Annotated in this window: 19 protein-coding genes; 14 read left to right on the forward strand and 5 right to left on the reverse strand. The window is 60.5% G+C overall.

Translation table 11 applies throughout. From position 1 onward, the window contains the following. Positions 1 to 34 precede the first annotated feature (34 nt). A complete protein-coding gene (locus DA915_RS22475) occupies positions 35 to 808 on the forward strand; it encodes a helix-turn-helix transcriptional regulator (protein ID WP_107677365.1) in 774 nt (257 codons plus the stop codon). A 59-nt stretch (positions 809 to 867) separates the two neighbouring features. Here DA915_RS22475 and DA915_RS22480 read toward each other — a convergent pair whose 3' ends face one another. After that, positions 868 to 1,218, reverse strand: a complete 351-nt coding sequence (locus tag DA915_RS22480) for a hypothetical protein (protein ID WP_107677366.1) — start codon at positions 1,216 to 1,218, stop codon at positions 868 to 870. Between the two features lie 394 nt (positions 1,219 to 1,612). Between DA915_RS22480 and DA915_RS22485 the strand changes: the two genes are divergently transcribed. Genes DA915_RS22485 through DA915_RS22505 form a run of 5 tightly spaced genes read left to right on the forward strand, consistent with a single transcriptional unit; the run spans position 1,613 to position 7,048 of the window. Further along, positions 1,613 to 2,635: a UDP-glucuronic acid decarboxylase family protein gene (locus tag DA915_RS22485; protein WP_003506358.1), complete on the forward strand. Its 1,023-nt coding sequence runs from the start codon at positions 1,613 to 1,615 to the stop codon at positions 2,633 to 2,635. A 1-nt stretch (position 2,636) separates the two neighbouring features. Continuing rightward, positions 2,637 to 3,620, forward strand: coding sequence for a UDP-glucose 4-epimerase GalE (galE, locus tag DA915_RS22490; protein WP_003506360.1), 984 nt, complete (start codon positions 2,637 to 2,639; stop codon positions 3,618 to 3,620). Continuing rightward, entirely contained in the window at positions 3,617 to 5,554 is a 1,938-nt protein-coding gene (locus DA915_RS22495) for a glycosyltransferase family 2 protein (RefSeq protein WP_107677367.1), read from the forward strand. Before galE ends, DA915_RS22495 begins: the two co-directional genes overlap by 4 nt. A gap of 14 nt (positions 5,555 to 5,568) precedes the next feature. After that, positions 5,569 to 6,072 carry a DUF995 domain-containing protein gene (locus DA915_RS22500; protein WP_003506364.1) on the forward strand — a complete coding sequence of 168 codons (504 nt, stop codon included), beginning with the start codon at positions 5,569 to 5,571 and terminating at the stop codon, positions 6,070 to 6,072. A gap of 13 nt (positions 6,073 to 6,085) precedes the next feature. Next, positions 6,086 to 7,048: a glycoside hydrolase family 26 protein gene (locus DA915_RS22505; RefSeq protein ID WP_060724773.1), complete on the forward strand. Its 963-nt coding sequence runs from the start codon at positions 6,086 to 6,088 to the stop codon at positions 7,046 to 7,048. Positions 7,049 to 7,099: 51 nt separating this feature from the next. On the opposite strand, the gene DA915_RS22510 is transcribed toward DA915_RS22505, so the two are convergent. Further along, positions 7,100 to 8,284: an AGE family epimerase/isomerase gene (locus DA915_RS22510; protein ID WP_107677368.1), complete on the reverse strand. Its 1,185-nt coding sequence runs from the start codon at positions 8,282 to 8,284 to the stop codon at positions 7,100 to 7,102. A gap of 432 nt (positions 8,285 to 8,716) precedes the next feature. On the opposite strand from DA915_RS22510, the gene bcsN reads away from it, so the two are divergent. The 5 genes from bcsN (at position 8,717) to DA915_RS22535 (ending at position 17,789) form a co-directional block, all read left to right on the forward strand. Further along, positions 8,717 to 9,616: a cellulose biosynthesis protein BcsN gene (gene bcsN / locus DA915_RS22515; RefSeq protein ID WP_080865089.1), complete on the forward strand. Its 900-nt coding sequence runs from the start codon at positions 8,717 to 8,719 to the stop codon at positions 9,614 to 9,616. A 94-nt stretch (positions 9,617 to 9,710) separates the two neighbouring features. Beyond that, positions 9,711 to 11,900, forward strand: coding sequence for a UDP-forming cellulose synthase catalytic subunit (bcsA, locus tag DA915_RS22520; RefSeq protein ID WP_003506371.1), 2,190 nt, complete (start codon positions 9,711 to 9,713; stop codon positions 11,898 to 11,900). After that, on the forward strand, positions 11,897 to 14,398 hold the full coding sequence (locus DA915_RS22525) for a cellulose biosynthesis cyclic di-GMP-binding regulatory protein BcsB (protein ID WP_107677369.1): 2,502 nt from the start codon (positions 11,897 to 11,899) through the stop codon (positions 14,396 to 14,398). The genes bcsA and DA915_RS22525 overlap by 4 nt, the downstream gene beginning before the upstream one ends. Next, entirely contained in the window at positions 14,395 to 15,450 is a 1,056-nt protein-coding gene (locus tag DA915_RS22530) for a glycosyl hydrolase family 8 (RefSeq protein WP_107677370.1), read from the forward strand. Before DA915_RS22525 ends, DA915_RS22530 begins: the two co-directional genes overlap by 4 nt. Then, entirely contained in the window at positions 15,441 to 17,789 is a 2,349-nt protein-coding gene (locus tag DA915_RS22535) for a cellulose synthase (RefSeq protein ID WP_192886636.1), read from the forward strand. Before DA915_RS22530 ends, DA915_RS22535 begins: the two co-directional genes overlap by 10 nt. A gap of 28 nt (positions 17,790 to 17,817) precedes the next feature. Here DA915_RS22535 and DA915_RS22540 read toward each other — a convergent pair whose 3' ends face one another. Both DA915_RS22540 and DA915_RS22545 read right to left on the reverse strand, forming a co-directional pair. Next, positions 17,818 to 18,972: an amidohydrolase gene (locus tag DA915_RS22540; RefSeq protein WP_107677371.1), complete on the reverse strand. Its 1,155-nt coding sequence runs from the start codon at positions 18,970 to 18,972 to the stop codon at positions 17,818 to 17,820. 60 nt (positions 18,973 to 19,032) lie between these two features. Then, on the reverse strand, positions 19,033 to 20,679 hold the full coding sequence (locus tag DA915_RS22545) for a GNAT family N-acetyltransferase (RefSeq protein WP_107677372.1): 1,647 nt from the start codon (positions 20,677 to 20,679) through the stop codon (positions 19,033 to 19,035). A gap of 234 nt (positions 20,680 to 20,913) precedes the next feature. Here DA915_RS22545 and DA915_RS22550 point away from each other — a divergent pair, with 234 nt between their 5' ends. Beyond that, positions 20,914 to 21,648, forward strand: a complete 735-nt coding sequence (locus tag DA915_RS22550; RefSeq protein ID WP_003506382.1) for an SDR family NAD(P)-dependent oxidoreductase — start codon at positions 20,914 to 20,916, stop codon at positions 21,646 to 21,648. 36 nt (positions 21,649 to 21,684) lie between these two features. After that, positions 21,685 to 23,037 (forward strand): aspartate aminotransferase family protein, encoded by a 1,353-nt coding sequence (locus tag DA915_RS22555; protein WP_020809000.1) that lies wholly within the window; start codon positions 21,685 to 21,687, stop codon positions 23,035 to 23,037. 117 nt (positions 23,038 to 23,154) lie between these two features. On the opposite strand, the gene DA915_RS22560 is transcribed toward DA915_RS22555, so the two are convergent. Further along, positions 23,155 to 24,501 carry a dicarboxylate/amino acid:cation symporter gene (locus DA915_RS22560; protein ID WP_060724764.1) on the reverse strand — a complete coding sequence of 449 codons (1,347 nt, stop codon included), beginning with the start codon at positions 24,499 to 24,501 and terminating at the stop codon, positions 23,155 to 23,157. Between the two features lie 236 nt (positions 24,502 to 24,737). On the opposite strand from DA915_RS22560, the gene DA915_RS22565 reads away from it, so the two are divergent. After that, positions 24,738 to 26,579 carry a sensor histidine kinase gene (locus tag DA915_RS22565; RefSeq protein WP_107677373.1) on the forward strand — a complete coding sequence of 614 codons (1,842 nt, stop codon included), beginning with the start codon at positions 24,738 to 24,740 and terminating at the stop codon, positions 26,577 to 26,579.

Here is a 26,579-nt window from a genome sequence, read left to right on the forward strand (position 1 = left end):
GAACGTAATGCGTAAGCGCTTTAGGGAGGCGTCAATGTTCATGGGAACTTCAGATTATGCGGCAAAACAAAAAAACGCCGTTGCTCCTATAAATGGAACTTTATTGGTCATCGCGGATCCGGACCTGTTTTCCGAGTGCCTCATGGAGGCGCTGGGCAAAAAGTTCCCTACATTCGCGGTGGTGAGCATAACCTCGTCAGGGGGGGTCGAGGACGATTACGGTAACAATGTGCGGTTGGTTTTGCCTTACCGGATGTCCGGTGAGCGCCTTCATGCCGTTCTTTCGGAGGTTCGGGAAAAGCACCCCGACGCGCCGATCGCGCTCGTCGTCGAAACCATCGACAAATTCGAAGAGCCGCTGAAAAGGCTGGTGGGAATGCGCGTCATTGATGGCGTGCTGCCGCTCAATCTCAGGCTCGATGTCTTTATGGCGGCCGTCGATCTGCTTATGAAGGGCGGGGAACATTTTCCCGCAGCTCTTCTGGGCAAGCTCACGCCCTATTCGCCTTCCATCAACGGCAAGAGCGTTCAAAGCAATGCCGTGATCGCCAATCGTGCCGATGCCCTTGCTGCGAGCAGGGGTGACGTGGCCGCGCTGACGACGCGCGAGGTGCAAATCCTCGACCTGCTTTGCAAGGGAACGCAAAACAAGATCATCGCTGATCGGCTGCATCTGTCCGAGAACACCGTCAAGGTTCACGTTCGCAATATCTATAAGAAAATGAACGTGCGCAACCGCACAGAGGCGGCGTCGCGCTTCTTCAACAAAGACGAAGACACGACCTTCTCCGGCGGCTGGAAGAACTGAGCGTCGGGGCGGCTAGGGCCGTCCGGACGCCAGTTCCCTCCGGTATCTCTCCAGGAGGCTCAGGGCCTCAGGAAGCAGCGGGATTTCTGCCCGAATCCGCTCGGCGAGCAGATATAGGGAGAAGAACCCGAGTAGGACTGCCGCGATGCCGCGGGTGTGCCCGAGGCATCGGCAACAAGCGTAACGGCCGCGTTGCCGGTTTTTTGATAACCGTAGGACGCCTTCGCCGGAGCAACCCGGCTCTTGGTCGTGGCGGTATTGGCCGACGCGGTCTTGATGAGAACGGCGTCTTCTACCACGGAGCATGAAGCCGTCGCGAAAGTGAAAGCTACAAGTGCTGCGGCAACAAGCGCGAAGCGACAATGGCGGGCTGCTTTGCCGCCATGGGAATAAGGCATTTCATTCATCATGTGTGTCCCCTGAAATCGACTGTCTGTCGCATCTCGCCGGGCGGTTTTGTTCCCGGTGGACCGAGCCTTACAAAACCAGGATAGCCCCGACTGGTTGAGCGAAGCTTGCGCTAATGCTCAATAAGAAAGGCATAATGGAGGCATAGTTAAAAAGTATTAAATGAAGAGACTATTTTGAGTAATTTTGGGTAATCAATTGTAATATTTTGATGAAATTAAGTTGACCTGTTTTCTTCCGCGCCTATCATGAAAGTTGAAATTTATCGAATCGAAATATTAAAACCTCCAGAAGAAGTAAAAACCGGAGGATGATATTCAAGATTTCGTGCAATCGGGAGTTTGATCCAGTTTAGTTGAATCAGCTGCGCTGATTCCTCATGGGGAGGAGTGTGTAATGCGTAATTTCGTTCCCAACGAACATGACAACGGCGTCACCATCTACTCCGAGTGGAGGCCTGGCCAACGTGTTCTCGTCAATGGCGGCGCCGGTTTTCTCGGTTCCCATCTTTGCGAACGCCTGCTGAGTTGCGGTCACGAGGTGATCTGTCTCGACGATCTCTCGACCGGGCGCACTGCGAATGTGGCGCATTTGCGGGACAATAAGCGGTTTTTGCTGGTCGAGCACGATGTGCGCAAACCCTATGACATCGATGTCTCGCTGATCTTCAACTTCGCCTCACCGGCATCACCGCCCGATTATCAGCGCGATCCCGTCGGCACGCTGCTCACCAATGTGCTTGGTGCGGTCAACGTGCTCGAGGTGGCGCGCAGATGCGGTGCAACCGTAGTGCAGTCGTCGACCTCGGAAGTCTACGGCGACCCACACGTCAATCCGCAGCCGGAAACCTATTTCGGCAATGTAAATACAATCGGGCCGCGAGCTTGTTACGATGAAGGGAAACGCAGCGCCGAAACGCTGTTTTTCGATTATCACCGTAGCTTCGGTGTTGATATCAAGGTGGGACGCATCTTCAACACCTATGGGCCGCGCATGCGCCCGGATGACGGACGTGTGGTTTCGAACTTCATCGTCCAGGCGTTGAAGGGCGCTGACATCACCATTTACGGCGATGGCAGCCAGACCCGTTCCTTCTGCTATGTCGATGACCTGATCGACGGTTTCCTGCGCTTCTCGGCCAAGCCGAAGGATTGCACCGGGCCGATCAATCTCGGCAACCCGACGGAAATCCCGGTGCGGCAGCTCGCCGATATCGTCATCCGCATGACGGGTTCCCGGTCGCGCATCGTGCATCTGCCCGCCGCGATCGATGATCCGCAGCAGCGTCGCCCCGATATTTCGCGGGCAAAGGAACTGTTGAGATGGCAGCCGCGCGTGCCCCTCGAAATCGGCCTGGAAAAAACCATCGTCTATTTCGATGCACTGCTGGCAGGCAAGACTGTAGCGGAGGCCGTATGAGATGCCCCGCACAATCCTCGTCACGGGCGGGGCCGGATTCATAGGCAGCCACATCTGCAAGGCGCTGGCCCAATCCGGCTTCAAGCCCATCGCTTACGACAATCTCTCGACGGGTCACGCGGATTCTGTCCGCTGGGGTCCCTTCATCGAGGGGGACATTCTGGATCGTGGTCTCCTAAAGGCCACGCTCAGGGAATTCTCGCCGGCCTTCGTCATTCATTGCGCCGCCAATGCCTATGTCGGCGAATCCGTCGAAGATCCGCGCAAATATTACCGCAACAATGTCGGCGGCAGCCTGGCGCTCCTGGATGCCTGTCTCGACCAGAATATCGGCGGGCTGGTGTTTTCCTCCAGCTGCGCCACCTATGGCGTTCCGCCGCAATTGCCGATCCGCGAGGAAACGGCACAAATGCCGGTCAACCCTTACGGGCGCACCAAGCTGATATTCGAAATGGCGCTTGATGATTATGCTGCGGCCTATGGTCTGCGGTTCGTTGCCCTGCGTTACTTCAATGCCGCCGGCGCCGATCCGGACGGTGAGCTTTACGAACGGCATGAGCCTGAAACCCATCTGATCCCGCGGGCGCTGATGGCGGCTGCCGCACGGCTGCCGCAACTGGATGTCTTTGGGGCGGATTACGATACCAGCGACGGCACCTGCATTCGCGATTATATCCATGTCAGCGACCTGGCCGATGCCCATGTCGCCGCCGTCAACTATCTTGCCGAGGGTGGCGAGACGCTGCGCGTCAATCTCGGCTCCGGTCACGGCACATCCGTCGGTGACATCATCCGGGCGATCCACCGCGTGACGGGGCAGGAAGTGCCGGTTCATTTCGGTGCGAGGCGTGCCGGCGATCCGCCAGCCCTGTTTGCGGATATAAAGCGTGCGGAAGAGATGCTCGGCTTTATCCCGAAGCGTTCGGATATCGATACCATCATCCGGACGGCCGGTCCCGGTTTCGGACTGGAGGTGCGGTCATGAAAGCGCGTTCAACCCCTTCCGTTCCCTCGGCCCGCGCCGTCGCAGTCACCAGCGATCTGCGGATGCTGCCGGTCTTTGCCGGCTGGAACCGCATGGCCTATCTTCTCGGTATCGGCGGATGGATGGTGACGCTCGCCTATTTCTGGATCTGGTGGCTTGATCGTGATCGCGTCATCGACTGGCCCTATTATACCGTCGTCACGATCACGCTCGCGTGGATCACGCTTCTGCCGTCCTATTTCATCTTCATCTTTCTCAATGCAAGGGTCGTCGACCGGCGCTCCCCTCTGCCGCGGGGCAGGGTGGCGATGGTCGTCACCAAGGCGCCGTCGGAACCTTTCGCCGTGGTGCAGAAGACGCTGCTCGCGATGCTGGAGCAGAGGGGCCTGGAGTTCGACGTCTGGCTTGCGGATGAGGCCCCGGATGCGGAAACGCTGAAATGGTGTGGCGCGCACGGCGTTTTCGTTTCCACCCGACAGGGTGTCGCCGAGTATCATCGCAAGAGCTGGCCTCGGCGCACGCGCTGCAAGGAGGGCAATCTCGCCTATTTCTACGACCATTACGGGTATGGGCGTTATGATTTCGTCGCGCAGTTCGATGCGGACCATGTGCCGGAACCGGATTATCTGAGCGAGATCATCCGTCCCTTTGCCGATCCGAAGATTGGATATGTTTCGGCCCCGAGCATTTGCGACGCCAATGCCGGTGAAAGCTGGGCGGCGCGCGGCAGGCTATACGCCGAGGCGAGCCTGCATGGCGCGCTGCAGCTGGGTTACAATAATGGTTGGGCGCCGCTCTGCATCGGCTCGCACTACGCCGTGCGCACGAAGGCCCTGCGTGAAGTGGGCGGCCTGGGGCCGGAGCTTGCCGAGGATCATTCCACCACGCTTCTGATGAACGCCGGCGGTTGGCGCGGTGTTCACGCCGTCAACGCCATCGCCCATGGCGACGGACCGGTGACGTTTGCCGATCTCATCGTGCAGGAGTTTCAGTGGTCGCGTAGCCTTATGACCATTCTGCTGCAATATTCGCGGCACTATGTGCCGAAGCTGTCGCCGCGGCTGAAGTTCCAGTTCCTGTTTTCGCAGCTCTGGTATCCCCTGTTTTCCGGCTTCATGGCGCTGATGTTCGTGCTTCCCGCCGTTGCGCTGATGCGCGGAGATGTGCTGGTCAATGCGTCATATCCGGCGTTCCTGGCGCATTTCCTGCCGGTTTCGCTGATCATGATCGTCTTTGCGTTCTTCTGGCGTGCCACGGGCGCATTCCGTCCGCATGATGCGAAGCTCTTCAGCTGGGAAGCTATAGTGTTTCTGTTCCTGCGCTGGCCCTGGTCGCTGATGGGTGTGTTGGCGGCAATACGCGACACGATCCGTGGCGATTTCGTCGATTTCCGCATCACGCCGAAGGGCACGCAGGCAAAACCGCCGCTGCCGCTGAGGGTAGTCGCGCCTTACATTCTTCTGGCAGCGCTCAGCCTTCTGGCCATGGTTCTGGCGCCGCGTGAAAACGGGGCGGAGGGCTTCTTCGTCTTCGCCGCCCTCAATGTGGCGATCTATGCGGGCCTTTCGGTGTTTCTGCTCATCCGCCATGCGATGGAAAACGGCGTGCCAAGGCTGCCGGCATTGCGTGGGGGAGCGACCGCTGCTGCCTGTTCCCTGCTGCTGGTGGCGGGGAGTGCCGCAGAACTCAGCTCCCATGCGATCGGTGGGCTGGAGGCCCTGTCGCACGGGCAACCCTATGTCAGTTTTACCGAAACGCGGTTCACGGTCGCCGGCGCGGGCGTGGAGGGTGCCAGATCGGTACGTCTGAAACTGCGCATCGCCGTGCCGGGACTGCGTGGACCGCAGGAAATGCAGGCGGAACCCATGGTGGTGCCGCCGCCGGCGGTGACAACCGGAGAGATCATGCTGGCCGACAATAGGGTCGGACAATGAAGGAGGAGGCTGTGATGAAAACAACAATAAGCAAATGCGGATTCTCCGCTTTCGTACTCTGTCTTGCGGTGGTCGTGCCAAGCGCCGTCCACGCTGCAGGCGGCACGAAGACGCCGAAACCGCTCAGAACCAGCGAAGTCGTGGACATGTACTTCGACAAGACCTGGAAATGGGAAACGGGCGGCGGACGCTTCATTGCCGATGGCCGCAAATTCGTCGCCGCAACGGAAGAAAAGGGCAAGAAGTCCATCGGTGAAGGCCGCTGGACCGTCGATGCCAATGGCACCCTGTGCATGCGCGCCACCTGGAAAAGCGCGGCAGGAAACGGCAAGGCCGATACCTGCTTCGACCATGGCCGCATTGGCAAGGTGCTCTACCAGCGCAAGCAGGGCGGGCCATGGTACGTGTTCCGGCACAACCCACCGCGCCCTGGCGATGAGTTCCTCAAACTCGTCCGCAAGGACGATGTCACGCCGCAGATCGCCGCTTACGACAAGGCGATGACGGCAACAAGGTAGGGAGTAAGGTGTCATGCAGATAACAAGAAGAAAACTTCTGTTCGCAGGTGGTGCCGCCGCAGCCTTTACCGCCGGTATGTATCCGGTGCTCAAGCTCGACGCACAGGGTGTCGCCCCCATGACGTCGACGGGCATGAAGACACTTGCCGACAAAAGACCGACATTGCATGCGGACGGTATCCGTTTCGGTGCCTACGATCCGCACGGCGATTTCACGGCCCAGACCGGGGTGGCGTCGGAACATCTGTTCCTGCCCTGGGAAGACGTGGATCTCGACAGTCTCGCACTTGCGGATGCCTACGCTCTGGAGCGCAAGCGCAACGTGTTGATCACGGTCGAACCCTGGTCCTGGGACGTTAACTGGCGGCTCACCTCCGACGAGTTGCGCCGCAAGGTGATGAGAGGCGACTATGACCAGAACATGCAGGCAATCGCCGCGCGCATGTCGGCGATGAAAAGCCCGCTGATCCTGCGCTGGGGACAGGAAATGGAAGACACGTCCGGCCGCTTCTCGTGGTCGGGCTGGAACCCGCGTGATTACATCACGGCGTATAAACGCATGGTGGACATGACCCGCAAGGCGGTTCCCAGCGTCAAGGTGATGTGGTCACCGAAAGGTCTGGAGGGTCTGCAGGCCTACTACCCCGGTGATAGTTACGCCGATCTGGTCGGCCTCTCGGTCTTCGGTCTCGAGGAGTACGACAAGATCGAATATGGTGGACCGAAGACCTTCACCGATCTGCTGCGCAAGGGCTATGGACTTGTCGAAACCTTCAACAAGCCGGTCTGGGTTGCCGAACTGGGTTATGAAGGCGGCGATTCCTATGTTCGTCCGTGGATGAACGACGTGACGCTGAAACAGGCGGATTTTCCAAAGCTGGAAGAGGTCGTCTATTTCAACGACAAGGATGTTCATTCCTGGCCGCACAATCTCGGCAGACCGGACTGGCGCGTCGTGCGCCCGGCCAAGGCCTGATCGACGCCGAAAACCGGCGAGCGGCGATGCCGCTCGTCCGGTGGTCCGATGCTAGTTAGCCGTCGCCAGCACGGCCTCGGCCTCATAGATGGCGCAGACGATGTGATAAAAGGTGCTTGCCGGCGCCGGCTCGTCGAGCATCGGCCTGTCGGCCGGCCATTTGTCGAACCAGAGACCCTTGACCGGCGTGTCGAGGAAAGGCTGCAGCGCGCCGATGGCGCTGAGACCGGAGGCAAGGTAACGCTGCCGTTCCTCGCCGTTCGTGACGCTCGCCAGCCGCACCGAAGCCTTCAGCCATTCCGTCTGCGGCCATAACCGCGCCAGCCCGTCATGCACCGAAAAATCGTCGTAGAGGCTCATCACCGCCACCTTGCGGCGCGGGCAGATGCCGTGCTCTTCCCCGATCTGGAACAGGCGTTTTGCCTTGTCGATCGCTTCATCGTTTCCGCGCAGGCTGCCCCAGCGCACCAGAAGCCATGCCCATTCGAACTGGTGGCCCGGCTCCATGATCCGGCCCTTGTCGCTGTCGTGGGGTGTCCAGTCATGGGCGAAGAACTCGCGCAGCCCGCCATTGCCGCTATCAATGAAGCGGGTTAGCGCCAGACCGGCAATCTCGTCAGCCAGCGCCGACCACGGGCCTTGCGGGTCCTGCAGCTCCCAGGCCAACATCGCCTCGAAAAGGTGCATATGCGGATTGGAACAGAGCGGTGCGCGCGGCGGGTTTTCTTCCTCGAAGCCCGCAATGGGGTGTCTGTAGTCGCGCTCGAGGATGGCAAGGATATCGAGCGCCCGGCCGCGCATCTCGTCCCTGCGCTCGGGAAGGCTGGCGGCCGTCTGCGCGGCGGCGAAAAGCGCAAAGGCCTGATTGTAAAGATCGAAGGAGGGGTCGATCAGCCTGCCGGTCTGGTCGGCAAGGTTGCCGTAAAGGCCGTTTTCAAGGCGATAAACCTTCTCGAACCAGGAGAGACCGTGCAGGAGCGCATCTTTCCACGGCCCCTGCCATCCGTGCTGGCCGGCGGCGGCAAAACAATAGGCCTGACGCGGCTGCACGCGGGCGCGGCGGTCATCGGAAAAAACCGGCTTCGCATCCTGGCCGAGACGCTCGTAAAAGCCGCCATCCGGGCGGGCCGAACCCGCCTCCCACCACAGGGGCAGGGCGTCTTTATCCAGCCATTTGCGTAATGTTCCGATCTCTTCGGCAAGCGTCTGCGCGATGCTCGGAAATTGCACTGTCATATGGTAACTCTCTGTTTTTACAGTTGAATTAAAAATTTGACCAATAAAAATACGTAATAATAGACGCAAGTAGACCATGGGACATATTGCGCTGCAACCGTAAAATTATCGGCCTGACAGGACGCCAACCCCTGACGGCGTCATTAGTTCCCCTTCTTTCGTGGGAGATGAGGGCCGCAACGGCGATTCGCGATTCATAAAGTGTCAGAAATTACAACGCAAATTTGAGATTGCTTATTCGTAGTCCTCACGTATTTCGTAGCAATGGTCTGGTCATTAGTGATTCGGTCTCCTTTTAACCTGGGCGGCGTTGGGGAAACAAAGGGGCGCAAGGCAGTGAAATTTTCTGCCTATACTTCATTGCTGTTCTCCGTTGCGGTTCTTTCGGGCTGCAATACTCCCGCGGGCGTTCGGTCGTTCGGCGGCGCGCAGATGGCATCTCCTTCCGAGGCGCTGGTTTTCCCCCCACCCGGCGGTCCCGAAATCGTCACCGTGGTCAACCGAACCTATTCCAACGCCGTGGCGCAGCAGGTCATTTTGCGCTCCGAGGCCGCGACCCCCGGGCAGAACTATATCAAGGCTGAGTTTTTCGGTCCGCAACAGGCCGGCGACACCGGTGGCGACGCCCTGGCTTTTTCCGGTTTCAGGGCATCTTCCGTCGCGCGGGAAATCCGCGCCGAGTTTCCGGGCGAAAACATAGCCATGTCGGCAAATTACCTGCAGAACGGTTATGGTGCGTTTTCCTATGCCGCCGGCCACGGCCGCGGCGACGATACCTGCCTTTATGGCTGGCAGGACATACGCTCGCCGGAAAGCATGCGGCAGGATTTCCGCAATCTCGGACGCATCAAGGTGCGGCTGCGCCTTTGCCAATCGGGCGCAAGCGTCGAGCGGCTGCTGGCGGTCATGTATAATTACACCATTACCGGCACCTATGCCTCGCCAAGCTGGAACCCCTATGGCACGCCGCGGGCCGTCGATCAGAACCTCGGGCGACCCGGAAGCCCGGTCTATCCCATGAAGGCGGAGGATGTGCCGATGCGGCCGGGCGGCGAAGTGACCGCCAGTGTGCCCGTCCGGCCAGTCCGCCGCGTGGCGGCCGTCATACCCGCGCAGCCGGAACCACAGCCGCTGCCACCCGTTGCTGCAGTCAATATCCCATCGCCAACATCGGCGGGTTCGCCGGTCCAGCCTGTTCGACCTTCGGTGGCGGGCAGGCGGATGGATGGCGGGCCGGTGGAAAGCAGCCGGCAACCGTCGCAGGTGCCGCAGGTGTCCATTCCCTCGCCAGCTTGTCTGTCCGGTTCGGGAGCGTCACCAGGATGCAGGTGATCGCCGGAACCAGCGGAGAAGGAAGCGCCGAGGCGCATATCGCAAAATTTCCGGGCCGAAATTCCGGATGGGGACGAGAACGGAAAGTTTCTGGATGAACAAGGCCATCACAGTCATTGTCTGGTTGCTTGTGTCGCTTTGCGTTCTGGCCATCGTCACGATGCCGGTCAGCCTGCAGACGCATCTGGTGGCGACCGCGATTTCGCTCATCCTTCTGGCAACGATCAAGAGCTTCAACGGGCAGGGTGCCTGGCGTCTGGTCGCGCTCGGTTTCGGCACCGCCATCGTTCTGCGATATGTCTACTGGCGTACCACGAGCACGCTGCCGCCCGTCAACCAGCTCGAAAACTTCATCCCCGGTTTTCTGCTTTATCTGGCGGAGATGTACAGCGTCGTGATGCTGGGGCTCAGCCTTGTCATCGTGTCGATGCCGCTGCCGTCGCGTAAGACGCGGCCCGGTTCGCCCGATTACCGACCGACGGTCGATGTCTTCGTGCCGAGCTACAACGAGGATGCCGAACTTCTCGCCAATACGCTGGCAGCGGCCAAGAACATGGACTATCCGGCTGACCGTTTCACCGTATGGCTGCTGGACGACGGCGGCTCGGTGCAGAAGCGCAACGCCAGCAATATTGTCGAGGCGCAGGCGGCGCAGCGCCGCCACGAAGAGCTGAAGAAGCTCTGCGAAGAGCTCGACGTGCGTTATCTGACGCGCGAACGCAACGTCCATGCCAAGGCCGGAAATCTCAATAACGGTCTTGCCCATTCGACCGGCGAGCTTGTGACCGTGTTCGACGCCGACCACGCGCCCGCCCGCGACTTCCTGCTGGAGACGGTGGGATATTTCGAAGAGGACCCCCGGCTTTTCCTGGTGCAGACGCCGCATTTCTTCGTCAATCCCGATCCAATCGAGCGCAACCTGCGCACCTTCGAGACGATGCCGAGCGAAAACGAGATGTTCTACGGCATCATCCAGCGCGGTCTCGACAAATGGAACGGCGCTTTCTTCTGCGGTTCCGCCGCCGTGCTGCGGCGCGAGGCGCTGCAGGATACGGAAGGTTTCAGCGGCGTCAGCATCACGGAAGATTGCGAAACGGCGCTCGCGCTGCATTCGCGCGGCTGGAACAGCATCTATGTCGACAAGCCGCTGATCGCCGGCCTGCAACCCGCCACCTTCGCAAGCTTCATCGGCCAGCGCAGCCGCTGGGCGCAGGGCATGATGCAGATCCTGATCTTCCGCCAGCCGCTGTTCCGGCGCGGTCTCTCGTTTACGCAGCGTCTCTGCTATATGTCATCGACGCTGTTCTGGTTGTTTCCGTTTCCGCGCACGATCTTCCTGTTCGCGCCGCTCTTCTACCTGTTCTTCGACCTGCAGATTTTCGTGGCCTCGGGCGGCGAGTTCCTAGCCTATACGGCGGCCTATATGCTCGTGAACCTGATGATGCAGAACTATCTCTATGGCAGCTTCCGCTGGCCATGGATTTCTGAGCTTTACGAATATGTGCAGACGGTTCACCTTCTGCCCGCCGTGGTTTCGGTGATCTTCAACCCCGGCAAGCCCACCTTCAAGGTGACGGCGAAGGATGAATCCATTGCCGAGGCGCGGCTTTCGGAAATCAGCCGGCCGTTCTTCGTCATCTTCGCGCTGCTGGTGGTGGCGATGGCCTTTGCCGTATGGCGCATCTACAGCGAACCCTACAAGGCGGATGTCACGCTCGTGGTCGGCGGCTGGAACCTGCTCAATCTCATCTTTGCAGGCTGCGCGCTCGGTGTCGTTTCCGAACGCGGCGATAAGTCGGCGTCGCGGCGCATCACGGTCAAACGGCGTTGCGAAGTCAAGCTTGAGGGCAGCGACGCCTGGGTGCCGGCTTCTATCGATAACGTGTCGGTGCACGGGTTGCTGATCAATCTCTTCGATAGCGCGACGAATATCGAAAAAGGGGCGACGGCCATCGTGAAGGTCAAGCCGCATAGCGAGGGTGTGCCGGAAACCATGCCTGTCAACGTGGTGCGGACGGTCAAGGGCGAGGGTTTCGTCTCGATCGGTTGCACCTTCTCGCCGCAGCGCGCCGTCGATCACCGCCTGATCGCGGACCTGATTTTCGCCAATTCGGAACAGTGGAGCGAGTTTCAGCGGGTGCGCCGCAAGAACCCCGGCCTTATCCGCGGCACGGCGATCTTCCTGGCCATCTCGCTCTTCCAGACGCAGCGTGGCCTCTATTATCTGGTCCGGACGCTTCGGCCCGCTCCCAAAGACGCCAAACCTGTCGGAGCCGTAAAATGACCGGCCGTAAATCCATCCGGGATTCTCTGGCAGTGCTGGTATGGGGGGCCGTTGCGACGGGCGCGATGGCGCAGTCCTCCCCCTTCGACATGTCGCCGGAACGGCCCGCCCAAACTGCTCCGACACCCGTACCGCCGTCCGCCATTCCGCCTGCCGTACCGCGCCAGCAGCCTCCTGCCCAGAAGCCGGCCCCAACGCCGTCTCAGCCATCCGCCACGCCGCCCTTTTCGGTTCAGCCCGCGCCGCAGCAGCAACAACGCCCCGCCGTTCCGTTGCCGCCGCCGGTTTCGGCTCCTCCGCGTCAGGAAGGCGCAAGGCCGGTTCCGGCGCAGGCCTCGCCGCTCAGCGCCGACAGCCGCCGCCGATATATCCTGCCCTATGAAAAGCTCAGCCTTTCCGGTGAGATCGACCGCCGGCAATGGAGCATCTATCTGACGCCGGAGCAGGTGAATGCCGCCGTTTCGCTCAATATCGGCTATCAGAACGCCATCGTGGTCGCGCCGGAAAGCTCGAATTTTCAGGTCAGCCTGAACAATGTCCCGCTGGAGCCGGCGCGTATCGAAGCGCCCGACAGCGAGGGCAATGTCTCCTTGAAGATTCCGCCCGGCGTCCTGCAGGTTGGTTCAAATGTCGTGAGACTGGGCGTGCAGCAACGCCACAGAACCGATTGCACGATCCAGTCCACCTATGATCTGTGGACCGATGTCGACCCTGCGAGCACCTATATCGGCTTTAATGCCGATGTCGCAGGAAGCTTTGCCAATATCGACGATATTCAGGCAACGGGGCCGGACGGCAAGGCGATGACGTCGATCGAGATTGTCGCGCCGGCACTGGGCAATCCGGCGTTTGCGGATTCTCTCCTGCGTCTTTCACAGGCGCTGGCGCTCAGAACCCAGATGCCGAACCAGGCGATCCGTTTCGTGGCCGCGCCTTCCACAGAACGCAAGGCAGGCACGCTGACGGTCCTCGTCGGAACCGCCCGTGAGATTGCCGGGATAGTCGGTACGCTGCCGCCCGAGGCGTCGGCGGGCGCCTTTGCCGGCTTTGGCGCCGCAGCACCTGGCGGTCTTTCGCCGCTTTTCGTCAGCGGCCCCAGCCCGCAGGCGGTTCAGGCGGCAATAGAGACGCTGTTTTCCTCGATATCGCGTACGCCCGGGGCTCAGAGAACGACCTTTTCGACCCGCAGCTGGCATGCGCCCGATGTGCCGCTTGTGATGTCGGACCGCCGTATCGCGCTTTCCGAACTTGGCCTGGAAAGCACCGAATTTGGCGGCCGGCGTTTCCGCAATGAGTTTTACGTGGGCATGCCCGCCGATTTTTATGCCTCGGCCTATGGTGAGGCGTCGCTTCTGCTCGACGCCGCCTATTCGTCGCAAGTATTGCCGGGCAGCCATATCGATATCTACGTCAATGACGAGATCGCCTCTACCGTACCGATTTCCAACAATGGCGGCGGCATTTTCCGGCATCTGCCGATCAATGTGACGATGCGTCATTTCAAGCCGGGCCCCAACAAGGTAACCATCGAGGCGGTGTTGATGACGGCGCAGGATCAGGCCTGTGCGCCGGGCGCGCCCGCCAGCACGACCCCGCGTTTTGCATTGTTCGACACGTCTGAACTTCATATTCCGGACTATGCACAGATCGGCCGCAAGCCGGACCTCGCCGCGATGGCGGGCGCCGGACAACCCTATCGGACCGGTGGAACTCCCGTCGCACTGTCGCTCGATCGTTTTGATACTGACACCATGTCTGCGGCAGCGACGTTGATCAGCCGGCTGGCAAGCGTGGCGGGGCATCCCATCAACATCGAGACTGTGGCATCGCCGCTGGTGATCGGCGACCGCGACGCGCTGTTCGTTGGAACGATTTCGCAATTCCCGCAGGCATTGATCGGCCAGTTTAATCTCGTTCCTTCCAGCCAGATATCCTGGAAAATGGGAACCGGCGTTCAGCCGCCCGCCCAGAGCAGCGAAACCCTCTTTAACGACTGGCGGGAGCGGGTGGATGGAGGTGTCTGGGAGGGGCAGGTGTCGTCTCTCGAGGACTGGATGAAGCGGAATTTCGACCTGAGCTCGGATACGCTGCGCTTCCTGCCGGCGGCCGAGCAGCCTTATGCGCCACCCGGCAATGTCTCCTTCATGCTGGCGCAGGGACTCAGCCCCTCCGGCCAGGGGGTGTGGACGCTTGCCACAGCACCGACATCAGCTGAACTTCTTGACGGCATGGCGGCGATGACGCGGGAAAACCGCTGGCGCGGTGTCACGGGTCGTGTCGCCGCCTACGATGCCGCTGCCGAAAAGCTCGAAACGGTGGAGGTGGAGCGGCCGTATTTTTACGTCACGCGGGCGTTTTCCCTTTCCAACTGGAGGCTGGTTGCCGCCAACTGGCTGTCATCCAATGTGCTTTCCTATTCGCTGGCATTCATCGGTTTCGTGTCTCTCCTCGGCCTCGCCACTTTCACGATGCTGCGCATGATGGGGCGGCATCGATGAAGAACGGGATCTCGAAACTGGCCGGCATTCTCCTCGTGTCCGTGATGGCGGTGTTTGCAGGTATTTCCGTCAGCTGCGCCGCTTCGGTCTCACCGGAAGCGTGGTCGACCTATAAGGGTGCATTTCTGGATTCCGGTGGTCGTATCATCGATACCGGCAACGGCAATATCAGCCACAGCGAAGGGCAGGGCTACGGCATGTGGCTTGCCGTGCTTGCAGACAACCTGTCCGACTTCGAATTGATCTGGAGTTTCACACGTACCGAGCTCCTAGTGCGTGATGACGGGCTTTCCGCCTGGAAATGGGATCCGCGCACCAAGCCGCATGTCACTGATATCAACAATGCCACGGATGGCGATATTCTGATCGCCTATGCGCTGGCGCTGGCGGCCGGGCAATGGAACCGTCAGGATTATGCCGAAGCATCCGCGGTCATCGCATCCGCCGTTCTCAAGAAGACGGTGGTACAACGTGGCGGGCGGGTGCTGCTTCTGCCGGCTGCCAGCGGTTTTGACGAGGGCGACCGGGAGGACGGGCCAGTGGTCAATCCTTCCTATCTGATTTTCGAGGCGTTTCCGGTCCTCAATCTCGTCGCGCCATCGCCGCTCTGGAAAGCTCTTGCCGATGACGGCGTGGCGCAGATCGGCGCCTTCGCTTTCAGCGATAAAAAACTGCCGGCCGATTGGGTGTCTGTGAAGACGAAGCCGCAGCCGGCGTCGGGTTTTCCGCCGGAATTCGGTTATAATGCGGTGCGTATTCCGCTTTATCTTGCAATGGCGAAGATGGGCTCGCCGGATCTGCTTTCCCGTCTGAAAACCGGCATGACGCTGGAAAGCGGCGCTGCCGGAACCTTCGACCTGAAGAGTGGCGAGGTCAAGGATGTCCTGTCCGATCCCGGCTATCGTGTCATTCCGGCGCTCGCCGGCTGCGTCAGCGGGGGCGCGGCCATTCCCGCCGAACTTAAAAACTTTCAGCCAACACTTTATTATCCCTCCACATTGCATCTTCTGGCATTGTCGTTTCTGGCAAGGAATAACGGGGAATGCCGATGAACAAGCCATTGTCGACCTCGGCTCTCATCCTGCTTCTGATTGCGCTCGCCGCCTTCCACTGGCGCGACAGCATTCTCGGGCGGGTTTCGGACGTGCATACCTCGGCGGTCGGTGATAACCGGGCCGTGCAGCGCATTTCACCGGCAGCCAATCCGGCCCAGATCAACGCTTTCGTCAAAAACCGCGAGATGGCGCAGGTGACTCAGCCCGCGACACCGCCGGTAACGGTGCCGGCGACCGATCCTTTGCCGGTGACGCAGGCCGGCGGGCAAGCACCGCAAACACAGACGGCGCAGGCACCGGCCCCCCGTACGCCCCAGCCCACATCGGGCAGCATGCCCGAAGTCGATCTCAGCGCGCTACGCTATTTTGCGGCGAGAGGCGATACCCAGCGCCTTCAGGCTGAAATCGCGCGTCTTCGCACGCTTTATCCCAACTGGACGCCGCCGGCCGATCCTCTCGCCATTCCCGAAAACGGCGATCCGCGGCTCGATGCCATGTGGCAGCTCTATACCGACGGCCGTTATGCCGAGGTGAGAAAGGCGATTGCCGACCGCCAGCAGGCGGAACCCGGCTGGCAGCCACCCGACAATCTGACGGGCATGCTCACCTTGGCCGAAGCGCGCCAGCGGCTCGTCAATGCCTCCGATCTCAAGCAATATGCGACGGTGGTGGATACGGCGGCCAACAATCCCGGCCTGCTGACCTGCAGCGAAGTCGATGTTCTGTGGCGGGTGGCCGACGCCTTCGCCAATACCGACCGGATGGGACGGGCACGCGACGCCTATCTCTACATTCTCAACAATTGCACCACCGCAAGCGACAGGCTCGCCACGGTGCAGAAGGCATCCGCGCTTCTGCCGGCGGAAATGATGGACGATCTGCTGGCCAAGGAAAAACCTGGCGCAGACGGCCAACTGGAATTCGAACCGGTGAAGAACGATCTCGCCCGCCAGTTTGTAGCCAAGGCCGGGGAAAAAGTGAAAGAGGGCGAAAAAGAGGGCATTACCGTTCCCTCCGCCTATGTGATGCGGCTTGAGCGGCTTGCCGAAACCGACAAGCTTGCGAGCGACGCGCTGTTGCTCGGCTGGTACAATATCCGCCAGAAGAACATGACAGAGGCGGAAAAGTGGTTCCGCAAGGCGCGGGAAGAGGAAGACAGCGCGTCCGCCTCTCAAGGGTTGGCGCTGGCGCTGATCGACCGTAACGAGCCGCGCGAGGCCGAGGACGTCATGTATAAATGGCGCACGGCTTCCGACGATGCGCTTGCGACGTATCTTGCCGCAACGGCCAATCTTCTTGCGCTGCAGCCGCCGGTCGTGCTACCGCCGGATGTGTTGCAACGCATTGCCGTCGAAACGGTGGCGCGCAAGGATGCGGCCACCGCGCAGCAATTTGGCTGGTACTCGCTCGCCTTCCGGCAGATCCCGCTTGCGTTGCAATGGTTCAGCACGGCTCTTGGCTGGAAGCCCGATGATGAGCCGTCTGCCTACGGCATGGCCGTCAGCTATCACGATCTTCGCAATCTCGCCGGTCTGCGTGGCATCCAGCAGCAATGGGCAAGCCGCTCCCAGCGGATCGCCGATGTGGGAACGGCGCGCATGGTGGACCAGTCCGGGCAGACGGTTGCCCCCATAACCGCGCCATCCACTGCCCCACAGGCGACGGCGCCCGTATCGGCCTATGTGCCGCAGGCCGAGACGGCGGTGGTATATGCCCCGCCTGTCGTCCAGCAGCCGGAACCCGCACGCAAGCAGGCGCGCCGACCGGTGCAGGTGCAAAGGGAAGCCAGCGCCGCATCGCGCCCACGCTCATGCGCGGCCTATCCCGATCCGCAGCGTCTGCCGCCGCAGCAGGCGCTCGATCTCGGCTGGTGCCTGATGGAGACGAACCGGCCGGCGGAGGCGCTGAAAGCCTTCGAAGCCGCGATTGAAGGCGGTCAGTCGACAGTTAAAAGCGACGCAGCCTATGGCCAGAGCCTTGCTTATCTGCGCATGGGCTTGACGGACCATGCCGCCGTTTCGGCGACGAAATCGAGCATGGACCGCCCGCGCGCGACGGAGCTGCAGGTCTCGATCCTTGCTGACCGCGCGGTTTCTGCCTTCCAGTCGAAGCGTTATGCCGAAACGCTTCTCCTGCTCGACCAGCGGGCACGGCTGGCGGATGAGCGCACGGACCTGATGGTGCTGCGTGGTTATTCCTACCTCGCCATGCGCCGTTACGGCGAAGCGGCACAGATTTTCGAAAGCCTGACAGCCATCGGAAATCAGGATGGGATCAAGGGCCTGGCTGCCGTGCGCGCCGCTCGTCCGAGTAACGGCCCGCAGGGCGGCGGCTGAGGCAGGCCGGCGTGACGCCGGTGGCCGCTTATTTCACGTCGGTGAGGTTGCGGATGATACGCATGAAGATGCGTGCTCCGCTGCCGATCAGCGCGTCCGGAAAATCGTAATCGGGATTGTGCAGGTTGGGGTAGTCCCTGCCTGCGCCGAGAAAGAACATGGCCGATGATGAAACGGCGCGAAAGCGGCCGAAATCCTCGGAAGCCCGCATGGGCAGCCCTTCCGAACCGTGGGAGATTTTCTCCTCGTCCAGCGCTTGCCGGATATGCTCGACCGCGTCGGGCGCATTTTCGCAATGCAGGAAAATATCGTCATAGGTGATGTCGAGTGCCAGCTTCTGCTCGGCTGCAACCTTTCTCGCCAATGACTCCGCAGCCTCGCAGAGTTTTTCCATCCGGTCATCGGTCAGTGTCCGCAGCGTCGCCCAGATTTCCGCATCGGCCGGGGAAATGCCGAAAGCGGCTTCACCCATAACGGCATGGGTGATCGTCACCATCGAAAAATCAGGCTCAGGCGGGAAACCGGAGCCGAGTTCGGCCAAGGCCGGCATCAGCTGAGAGATGGCCCGCATGGGGGAAATGCCGTGTTCGGGCGAGGAAGCATGCGCGGTCTTGCCGGAAAGGCGGATTTTGACACCACGCGACGCGCAGTTGACCGGTCCCTCCACGACGCTGACATGGGCGAAAGGCAGGCCCGGCAGGTTGTGGAGTGAAAAGGAGTAATCCGGCTTTATGTGTTCGAAGCGCGGGTCGGCGAGCACGGCGGCGGCGCCCGCACCGGTTTCTTCCGCCGGCTGGTACAGAAGGATCACGCGGCCGGTCTCCGGGCGCTGCCGGGAAAGGCCGAGCGCCAGCGCCGTCAGAATGGTGGAATGGCCGTCATGGCCACAAAGATGGCCCTTCCCATCAGTGCCGGAGCGGTATTCGGCCTCACTCTTTTCGTGAATGGGCAGAGCATCGAGCTCCGAACGGATCAGGATCGCCGGACCGCTTTTGCCGCTGTCATAAACCGCGGCAACACCATGGCCGCCGAGATCCGCAAGAAGCTGGTCGGGCTGCGCCTGCTTCAGGAAAGTGCGGATGCGCCGCGCTGTTTCCTTTTCTTCGCCGGAGATTTCCGGATGACGGTGCAGATCATGGCGAAGCTCAACGAGATCGAGCATGTCCTTGTTGGTCAGAAACATCAAAAATCCTTGCAAGTCGTCCGGCCGGTTTTTCCAGCCGCAACTTACAGGGCGTTGCCTTTAATGCAAAACCTTTGGCGGATGCCAGCGTTTGCCCGCCGTTTTCGGCTTGGTAGCGAGGGTGACGATATCTGACGGCAGCGGTACCTTTGTTTTTGCCAGTTCCAGCCTGGCAAGGGCTGCACGGGCTTTTTCTGCATATTCCAGATGCGCCGCATCGTCGGAATGATAATGCTGCAGCCTGTCGAGGATTTCAGCGCCTTCCACCGTTCTTTCGGCGGCAATCAGCGCCACCGCGCATTTATAAAGCGCTTCCCGGTGGAAGGGTGCGCGATTGGTTACCTGGCGGAAGGCCTCGGATGCCTCGTGGTAGTACTGCTGCGCCAGCCGGGCCTCGCCGATGCGAAGCCACAGGACGACGGGTTCCTGGCCAGCGGCCAGAAGGCTGAGAAAGGCGATCTCGGCCTCCCGGAATTCACCCCGGTCGAACGACAGATTGGCGAGCCCGAATTGCGCGCCGAGATGGTCAGGTGCTGCGGCAAGCACCTGCCCGAAGGCGATATTGGCGGCCGCCTTCTGGCCGCTCTTGTAGAGTTTGAGCGCCTGTTCGTAGACAAAACGGATGCTGCGGGGGTGAAGCGTGCCGCCGAGATTTTCGCCCGAGCGGGTGCGGAACAACGTGCAGCTCAGCTTCTGCTCCTCCGGCCCGAAGAAATATTTGTAAGGCTCGTTGCCGCGCAGGAAATCATAGGTCCTGAAACCCTGCTCGATCGCCCGGCGGATGCAGTGGCCATGCAGCACGAGGCCGGGGGAAGGGGTCTTCCAGTTCTCGTCGCGGCCGGTGATATAGAACAGGACCGACTTCTTCTGGCGGTCGATGATATTGGCGAGTGCCCCCAACGGCTGGTCGCCGAACCAGAGGACCGGTACTTCCAGATCGCCGCGGATATAGACATCCATCAACATTTGTCGCGTCGCGCCGATCAGGAGTTCCGTACGCTCCTTGCCCTTGTGCGGCGCCCAGCGGATGCGCCAGAAATCGAACAGGATATCCATATCCCGCCTGATCGTCTCTCTCGTCGCGAAGGTGATGCTATATTCGTCGCCGCCTTCGACCTTTCTCAGGAAACGCCTGAGCTTTTGCCGGGTCTGGCTGCTCATATGGCTGTCGAGATAGCTATCGAACGTCTCCGGCAGGGCAACCACCGGGCAGATGCAATTGTTGATGTTGTAGGGGTTGGTCGGCATGTTGTCGCGGAACATGACGAGCGGACCCTGAAGCGCGCGGATCATTGCGTCGCGACGCTCCGGCGGGCCGGAGAGATAATCGAGTTTCAGTTCTGTCCAGTTCTGCTGGCGTATATAGGAGCAGAAACCGGCAACGGCGTGATTTTCATAGTCCGGCAGGGTGATGAAGCCGGTGTAATCCGCCGCTGCATTGCCGGCCATGACGATGCTATCATGGAAGCGGCCGGTTTTCTTGTCCGGTTCGGTGACGATGCGCAGCGGGAAAAACGCCACATAGGGCGAGCCTTCCGGCCGTTCGCGCAGCGCAAGGATGAACCAGCGCCTGCGGCGCGGCATATAATCCCTGAGCCATCCCCAGGAGAGGAAATGCCGGGCATGGGGATCGGCCATGAACACCGCATCCCAGTTTTCGCGGATCGCCTCGAAGCCGGCGTCCGTGTCGATGATATCGATGCGCATTCGTCCCCCTCCCAATACTGATCACACATTCGGGAGGCTTCATTTTATGGGGAAACGGTCGGCTTCAAATATTCCCTTCGGGTGAAAGCCGTACATCAAATGGGATTAGCCCGTCGCCGATCCGCCATCGCTGCGCCGCGACAAAAAAGACCTTGTCAGCCGGTGGCAGCGCTCTAACATGCGGGGCTGAATGCGCGGCCGGCTCAACGGTCCGCATGGCACAGGAGTTCTCATATGGCTGTTCCTTATATGCTTCTGACCGGCGCCAGCCGCGGAATAGGGCATGCCACCGTCAAGCTGTTTCAGGAAAAGGGCTGGAGAATTCTCACCGTATCGCGGCAACCCTTCTCCGAGGAATGCCGTTGGCCGTCTGCACGGGAAAGCCATATTCAGGCTGATCTGGAGGACTTGTCCCGTATTGACGCTCTGGCGGACGAGGTGCGTTCACGCCTGCCGGAGGGAAAGCTTGCGGCGCTTGTCAACAATGCCGGAATTTCGCCCAAGGGTGAAGGCGGAAGTCGTCTCGGTGTGAAGGATACAACGGCGGATATCTGGACGCGGGTGCTGAACGTCAATCTCGTTTCGACGGCGCTGCTTGCCCGCGCGCTTTTGCCGGAACTTGAGGAGGCGAAGGGCTCCATCGTCAACGTCACATCGATTGTGGGCTCACGTGTGCATCCTTTTGCAGGCGTGGCCTACGCCACATCGAAGGCGGCGCTCGCGGCGCTGACGCGAGAACTTGCGCATGAGTTCGGCCCGCGTGGCGTGCGCGCCAACGCCATTGCGCCCGGTGAAATCAACACCGCCATCCTCTCCCCCGGAACGGCGGAACTGGTGGACGCGCAGGTGCCGCTCGGGCGGCTCGGCACCACGGCCGAGGTGGCGCAGACCATCTATTTCCTCTGCTCGGAACAGTCGAGCTACATCAATGGCGCGGAAATTCACATCAACGGCGGCCAGCACGTCTGACACGCCGACCATCAACCGAAAATGGAGCCCTTATCGATGACCATCCTGCCGAATTCCGTCGAGGCACGCGATATCGCCTATCAGATGCATCCGAACGTCAATCTGCGCAAATTCGAAAAGACCGGCGGGCTTGTCATCGAGAGCGGCGAAGGCATCTATGTGACCGACAGCAGCGGCAGGCGCTATATCGAGGCGATGGCGGGGCTCTGGTCGGTGGCGCTCGGTTTCGGTGAAAAGCGGCTGGTGGAAGCGGCGACGAAGCAGATGCAGAAGCTGCCCTATTACCACACCTTTTCCTACAAGACGCACGGCCCGTCCGTCGATCTCGCCGAGTTGCTGATCGAGCTTTCGCCGGTGCCGATGTCCAAGGTGCATTTCACTTCCTCCGGCTCCGAGGCCAACGATCTCGTTGCCAAGATGGTCTGGTATCGCTCGAACGCGCTGGGCAAGAAGGACAAGAAGAAGATCATTGGCCGCATCAAGGGTTATCATGGCGTGACCATCGCCTCGGCCTCGATCACCGGCCTGCCGCGCAACCATGAAAGCTTCGATCTGCCGTTGGACCGCATGCTGCACACGGCCTGCCCTTCCTATGTGCATTTCGGCAAGGATGGCGAAAGCGAAGCGGAGTTCACCGCGCGTATCCTCGGCGAATTGGAGGATTTGATCCGGCGCGAAGGTCCCGAGACCATCGCCGCCTTCTGGGGCGAGCCGGTGATGGGCGCCGGCGGCGTTCTCCTGCCGCCTGAAGGTTATTGGGAGGGTGTGCAGGCGATCCTGAAGAAATACGATATTCTGCTTGTCGTGGACGAGGTGATCTGCGGTTTCGGCCGAACCGGCAAGATGTTCGCCTGCGAGACCTATGACATCAAGCCGGACGTGCTTGTCGTCTCCAAGCAGATTTCGTCGTCCTACATGCCGCTTTCGGCGATCATCATGAATGACAGTTTCTACCAGCCGATTGCCGATGAATCCGATCGTATCGGCTCCTTCGGCCACGGCTACACCGCCTCTGGCCATCCGGTCGCAACGGCTGTGGGGCTGGAAAACCTGAAGATCATTCAGGAGCGCGACCTTGTCGGTAATGTCGCCCGACTGGAAGGAAAGTTCCTCGATCATCTGAACGCGCTTGCCGACCACCCGCTTATTCATTCCTCGCGCGGTATTGGCCTGATCGGCGCGCTGGAGGTAAAGCCATGGGAGGGCATGAAGGCGGGTGATACCACGCTCACGCTGGCTGCGGCCATCGAAAGCGAAGGCGTCATCACCCGGCCGATCGGTGAAGCCATCTGCTTCTGCCCGCCGCTGATCATCACTGCCGAGCAGCTGGACGAGCTGTTTGCCGGTGTGAAGCGCGGTCTCGATAAGGCATTGGCCGCGAAAGGCTGACACTGCACAGTTTGCAATTCCGCAACGGAAAAGCCCGGAGTATCGCAAGATGCTCCGGGCTTTCTGTAGTTGCCTGCCCGGGAAAAACCGGGACAGGCCAGACCTTGGGAGGTCGTATTATTCGGCCGGCTGGACCGATGCCGGAAGCGAATCCACATCGGCGATGCCGGTGAACTCTTCCTTGCCGCTCAGAACGCGGGCAAGCTGGTCCTGATCCAGTTCGCCTTCCCAGCGGGCGACGACGATGGTGGCGACCGCATTGCCGACGAAGTTGGTGAGCGCACGGCATTCCGACATGAAGCGGTCGATGCCGAGGATCAGCGCCATGCCGGCAACTGGAACCGAAGGCACGACGGAGAGCGTGGCTGCGAGCGTGATGAAGCCAGCGCCGGTGATGCCGGCCGCACCCTTGGACGAGAGCATGGCAACGAGCAGCAGGAGGATCTGTTCACCGAAGGAGAGGTGGATACCGGTCGCCTGTGCGATGAAGAGAGCGGCCAGCGTCATGTAGATGTTGGTGCCGTCAAGGTTGAAGGAGTAACCGGTGGGAATGACGAGGCCGACGACGGAACGCTTGCAGCCCGCCTTTTCCATCTTGCTCATCAGGCCCGGCAGGGCGGCTTCCGAAGAAGAGGTGCCGAGAACAAGAAGCAGTTCTTCCTTGATGTAGCGGATGAGCGCTACGATGGAGAAGCCGTTATAGCGGCAGACGGCGCCGAGAACCACGAACACGAACAATGCGGACGTGATGTAGAAGGTGCCGATCAGCATGGCGAGGTTGGTAACGGACGAGATGCCGTATTTGCCGATGGTGAAGGCCATCGCGCCAAAAGCGCCGATGGGGGCGGCCTTCATCAGGATCGCGACCAGCTTGAAGATCGGATACATCAGGGCATGCATGAAATCGGTGACGGGCTTGCCCTTTTCGCCGACGACGCCGAGCGCGATGCCGAAGAGCACCGAGAAGAACAGCACCTGCAGAATATCGCCGCTGGCGAACGCGCCGACGATGGTGGTCGGGATGATGTTCATCAGGAAGCCGGTGATGGTCTGCTCATGGGCCTTGTCGGCGTAGGTCGCGACGGCCTTGGCATCCAGCGTGGCGGGATCGATGTTCATGCCGGCGCCCGGCTGCACGGTATTGGCGACGATGAGGCCAACGATGAGCGCGAGCGTGGAGAACACCAGGAAGTAGATCATGGCCTTGCCGGCCACGCGGCCAACCTTCTTCATGTCGTTCATGCCGGCAATGCCGGTCGCGACTGTGAGGAAGATGACGGGAGCGATGATCATCTTGACGAGGCGGATGAAGCCGTCGCCGAGCGGTTTCAGCTGTTCGCCGAAAGCCGGATAGAAATGGCCGAGCGCGATACCGGCGATGATGGCCACCAGAACCTGAAAATACAGGTGCTTGTAAAATGGCATTTTGGCGTGGCCTGCGGCCACGGCTGTCGTATCGATCATGTTTTTTCCTCCTCGGCCTCACCCTGCCTTTATTGGCCTCCCGGGATCGCCGTGTCGTTGACGGCTTCGCGCCGATTGTGGAGTCATGTGCAATACGCATGCCAGACTTGCTTATTTGCCGTAACCAGCTGATTTCAAAAGTAGTTTTTATTGAAGCTTCGCCGGCTCAAGGGCATTTGTGCGGAATTCCGGACAAAATCTCTTGCGATCTGTGCGTAAATCCGCACAATTATCCCATGACCTATCAGGATCAGACACCTCATTCCCAGGCGAAACGGCGGGCGCAATGGCTGGCGCTGGCGGGTCTGTGGCTGCTCGTCAGTCTTGGTGTTCTCTTGGTGGCCGATGAGTTCGCCCGCAACCAGGCACTGCGGGTGGCGGGTTCCGAGGCCGCCACGGATGCCGAATTGAAGATCGCGCTTCTTAATGTTGCGCTGGAGCGGCCGCGCGCCATTCCGCTGGTCCTGTCAGGAGATCCCGATCTTGCCGCCGCGCTGGATGGTGGTGGTGCTCCTGCCCTCGATCGGCTGAACCGCAAGCTGGAGGGGCTTATTGAAGGTACGCAATCCTCGGTGATCTATGTGACCGGGCCGACCGGATTGACGATTGCGTCGAGCAATTGGCGGCAGGCGGACAGCTTTGTCGGTTCCAATTATGCTTTCCGCGAATATTTCCAGGCGGCGATGAAGACCGGCATGTCCGAACATTATGCCCTCGGCAATGTCAGCCGCCGGCCGGGTCTTTATATCTCCCGCCGCATCGATTCCGCCGACGGGCGGCCGCTTGGCGTCGTCATCGCCAAGGTCGAGTTCAACCGGCTGGAGACCGACTGGAACATCGGCGGCAAACCGGTCTATGTGGTCGACGGAAACGGCGTCGTGCTGATGACCAGCGTGCCGGAATGGCGCTTCAGGACCGTCGCGCCGATTGATGAGGCGCAGCGGAAGATCATTTCCGAGAGCCTGCAATTCGGCAATGAGGCGCTTTCAACCTTGCCATTTCGGGCGGCGCGGCGCTCGAGCGAGAGCGTTCCGCTTATTCATGTTGATGAACCGGGGAGCGAGCGCGGCGACTACCTGCAACTCGAAATGCCGGTTCCGACCACTTCATGGACCCTGCATTATCTGCAGCCCGTGGCGCCGGCGCTGAACGCCACAATCCGCGAGGGCAGGGTGGTGGCGCTGGCGACGCTGATGCCGCTGATGGCGCTTTCGGCCCTGTGGCTGTGGCGCCGGCACAAGGCGCTTAAGGAAAAGGAAGAGGAACAGCGTGCCCGCACTGAGCTGGAAATGAAGGTGCAGGAACGCACCCGCGACCTGACCAGAACCCGCGATCACCTGCAGGCCGAAATCGCCCTGCATGAAAAAACCACCGGCGAGTTGCGTAATGTGCAGCACGAGCTGGTTCAGGCCAACCGCCTTTCCATTCTGGGGCAGGTGGCGGCGGGTGTGGCGCACGAGATCAATCAGCCGGTGGCGACGATCCGCGCCTTTGCCGACAATGCCCGCACCCTGCTGAAACGCGACCGCATGTCCGAGGCCACCGAAAATCTCGAAAACATCGCGGCGTTGACCGAGCGTATCGGCACCATTACCGGCGATCTGAAAATATTGGCCCGCAAGGGCCGCACCGCCGCCGAGCCTGTCAGCGTTCGCTTGGTCATCGAAGGCGCGGTCATGCTGTTGCGCAGCCGCTTTTCCGGGCAGATGGATGCGCTGGATATCGCGTTGCCGGATCAGGACCTGAAAGTGCTCGGCAGCCGTATCCGGCTGGAGCAGATCCTCATCAACCTTCTGCAAAACGCGCTGGAAGCCACTGAAGAGATTGGGGCGGCCCGTGTCGAGGTGCGTGTGCGCGAGGAAGGCGGCGTGGTCGTGCTTTCCGTCAGCGACAATGGTACGGGTATTCCTGAAGCCATCCGCGCCCAACTTTTTTCGCCCTTCAACACATCAAAGGAAAGCGGCCTCGGCCTCGGTCTCGTCATCTCCAACGATATTGCTTCGGATTATGGCGGGCGTATCGAGGTGGAAAGCAGCGAGGCGGGTACTCGTTTTTCCGTATTTCTGAAGCGAGCATGA

Source organism: Agrobacterium sp. LAD9, from assembly GCF_003031125.1.
In the GTDB taxonomy this organism is placed as follows: Bacteria; Pseudomonadota; Alphaproteobacteria; order Rhizobiales; family Rhizobiaceae; genus Agrobacterium; species Agrobacterium radiobacter.